The organism is Sphingobium sp. 3R8, assembly GCF_020166615.1.
Taxonomy (GTDB): Bacteria; Pseudomonadota; Alphaproteobacteria; order Sphingomonadales; family Sphingomonadaceae; genus Sphingobium; species Sphingobium bisphenolicum.
In genome coordinates, this window is record NZ_JAIQXR010000053.1 from 1 (window position 1) to 2,347 (window position 2,347).

Annotated in this window: 2 protein-coding genes; both read left to right on the forward strand. The window is 60.9% G+C overall.

What is annotated here, in order from left to right; genetic code table 11:
* Positions 1 to 150: 150 nt before the first annotated feature.
* Positions 151 to 1,413 (forward strand): IS21 family transposase, encoded by a 1,263-nt coding sequence (gene istA / locus K9B33_RS22845; protein ID WP_224551410.1) that lies wholly within the window; start codon positions 151 to 153, stop codon positions 1,411 to 1,413.
* A complete protein-coding gene (gene istB / locus K9B33_RS22850) occupies positions 1,410 to 2,270 on the forward strand; it encodes an IS21-like element helper ATPase IstB (protein WP_224551411.1) in 861 nt (286 codons plus the stop codon). The genes istA and istB overlap by 4 nt, the downstream gene beginning before the upstream one ends.
* Positions 2,271 to 2,347 lie beyond the last annotated feature (77 nt).

Sequence of the window (2,347 nt, forward strand, 5' to 3'; positions counted from 1 at the left end):
TGTCATCGGTCGTGCAATTCTCCGCAAAAGTGGGCTTTGAAAATTCCCTAGTTGGTGGCCCCTTCATCTCATTCTGCCGGGGCTAGCCCCGGCAGAATGAGATGAGCCGACATTGTCCTCATCTCCTTTGCAGACGCGGAGACGGGGCCGATGATCCGACTTGGAGAATTGATGATGATCCTCGAACTACATCGGCAGGGCGTATCGATATCCGCCATTGCCCGACGCACTGGTCGCGACCCCAAGACCATCCGAAAATATATCGAACGGGGTGTCGAGGTCCCGGTTTACGGCCCACGCATGCTGGGTCGACCGAACAAATTGGCACCCTATCTGGAATTTTTGCGTGAGCGAGTGGCGGCCTTTCCCGATCTGACGGCGGCGCGTCTGACACGGGAAATTCGTGAGCTGGGGTATATGGGCGCCTATACCGCGGTAAAGCGGTTCCTGGCAGCGATCCGACCGGAAAACGGCCCCAAGCCCTTCGAGGTTCGGTTCGAGACGCCGCCTGGCGTGCAGGCGCAGGTGGACTTTGCCCGGTTCGTCGTCGAATTTACCGATGAGCCCGGCGTCAGCCGGATCGTCTGGCTATTTAGCTTGGTGCTGGGACATTCGCGCTTCCTGTTTGCGCGCTACGTCATGCACCAGGATCTCCAAACTCTGTTGCGCTGTCATATGCAGGCCTTTGAAGCGCTCGGCGGCGTCCCGATCGAGATCCTCTACGATCGCATGAAAACCGCCGTGACCGGGGAAGATGATCAGGGCCATATCATCTACAATCGATCATTGCTGGCCCTGGCGGGGCATTACCGCTTCGTGCCACGCGCCTGCCGTCCCTATCGGGCCAAGACCAAGGGAAAGGTCGAGCGGCCGTTCAGCTATATCCGCAAGGACTTCTTCCTGGGCCGGAGCTTCCGCAATCTGGACGATCTCAATGTCCAGCTGATCGACTGGCTCGATACCGTCGCCAATGTCCGTGTCCACGGGACGACGCAGCGGATTATTGCTGAAGCCTTCGCCGCCGAGCAGCCTGAGTTGCAGCTGCTCCCGGTGGGTCGCTTTGACGCCGTTCTGAAGCTGGAGCGCCGCGTCAGCCACGATGGGATGGTCTCTGTCGGCGGCAATTACTACAGCGTTCCCGATCGCACCCGGCGCGTCGTCGAAATCCAGCAGTTGCCCGACAAGATCCGGATCGTAGACCTGGGCCAGGTCATTGCCGAGCACCCGGTTCTTGAGGGGCGCCGGCAGTATAGGATCGATCCTACGCATCGGACAGGCGGCAGCGGCGCCAAGCGCCGTATCCATGGCAAAGAGGTAATCGCCATCGGTCGTGTAGGCGAGCATGTCACCGTGCGCTCCCTAGCCATCTATCAGGCGATCGGCAGCCAACTGGCGCGGGGAGAACGGCCATGAACCATGGGGGTGCCGCATCCCGCGTCGATAATATCCGCCGCAGCCTGGTCCATCTCAAAATGCCACGCGCCCTCGAGATGCTCAACGCCACCCTGCGCGGCATAGAGCAGGGCAAAATCGATGGCATCGAGGCCATCGACATATTGCTGAACGAAGAACTGTCGCTCCGGGAGAACCGCAGGATCAAGGCGGCCCTGCGCATGGCAAGGCTGCCGATCATCAAGACGCTGGACGGATATGACTTCTCCTTCCAGCCGTCGCTCGACCGAAACCGCATCCTGGCGCTCGCTGGCCTGGACTTCATCAACCGGGCCGAGGTGGTGCATCTGCTGGGTCCGCCCGGTACCGGGAAAAGCCATATCGCCACGGCCCTTGCTGTCGAGGCCGTGAAGGCGGGCAAGAGCGTCTACTTCATCCCGCTCGCCGATCTGATCGCTTCACTGACCAAGGCTGAACGCGAGGGCACGTTGCGTGAGAGGATCCGCTTCCTATGCCGATCCTCCCTGCTCGTCGTCGACGAGATCGGGTATCTTCCCGTCACGCCCGGCGGCGGCAATCTCTTCTTCCAGCTCGTCAACGCCCGATACGAAAAGGGTGCCATGATCCTGACATCCAACCGCGGCTTCGCCGAATGGGGTGATGTCTTCGGCGATCCGGTGGTGGCCACCGCGCTGCTCGACCGCCTTCTTCACCACGCTGTGGTCGTCCAGATCGAGGGCTCCAGCTATCGCATGCGACAGCACGCCGACCTGCTGCCCGAGCATGCGCGCATGGCACCGTCCATCAACCCGCCGCCCTTGCCGAAACGGCGCGGCCGCCCGCCAGCAAAGGAAAAGCCAGATCTCCATCACGGCTGATCACCGATACAAACCCTCCCGCCAAACTAGGGAATTTTAGATGCCCACTTTTGCGGAATCTTCGGCGCCCGTTGACA

Excerpts from the sequence above, each read along its gene's own strand:
- istB (WP_224551411.1), top strand. The coding sequence starts at position 1,410 with ATGAACCATGGGGGTGCCGCATCCCGCGTCGATAATATCCGCCGCAGC.
- istA (WP_224551410.1), top strand. The coding sequence starts at position 151 with ATGATCCGACTTGGAGAATTGATGATGATCCTCGAACTACATCGGCAG.